This window comes from Methylobacterium sp. CCH5-D2 (assembly GCF_001556475.1).
In the GTDB taxonomy this organism is placed as follows: domain Bacteria; phylum Pseudomonadota; class Alphaproteobacteria; order Rhizobiales; family Beijerinckiaceae; genus Methylobacterium; species Methylobacterium hispanicum.
This window is the reverse complement of the sequence record NZ_LSIX01000541.1, coordinates 1-323: the sequence shown is the minus strand read 5'-3', so window position 1 is coordinate 323 and position 323 is coordinate 1. Positions and strand designations below refer to the sequence as shown.

The window sequence follows — 323 nt, the reverse complement described above, 5'->3', positions numbered from 1 at the left end:
AGCGGCGGTTCGGCACCCGGACGCTTCGCGTCCGCCTGCGCTGGGCGAAGATCACCGTGCGCTTCGGTCCAGGCGTCCGGGGAAGGGCCCGGAGCACGGGGCGCGTCGACGGCTCGCCGATCCTCTCAGCGCATCCGATCGACAAGAATCGAGACCGACCCTCCGAACGCGGCGGCGCGCCCCCTCACGTAGCCGACCGCCTCCCCGACGGCGTGGGCCGCCGGGGCGAAGGGCAGGGCGAGGCCGGGCAGGCCCTCCTCCTCGGCCTCGACATCCGGGATCGCCGCGGGCGGGACGAGCCAGGGCTGGGAGATGGCCACGGG

The 323-nt window shown here is 75.5% G+C and carries 1 protein-coding gene; it reads right to left on the bottom strand.

All coding sequences use genetic code 11. The annotated features are described in order from the left end of the window. Positions 1-125 precede the first annotated feature (125 nt). Positions 126-323, bottom strand: a 198-nt coding sequence (locus AX737_RS34390; protein ID WP_197430575.1) for a hypothetical protein, incomplete at its 5' end; no start/stop codon positions are given.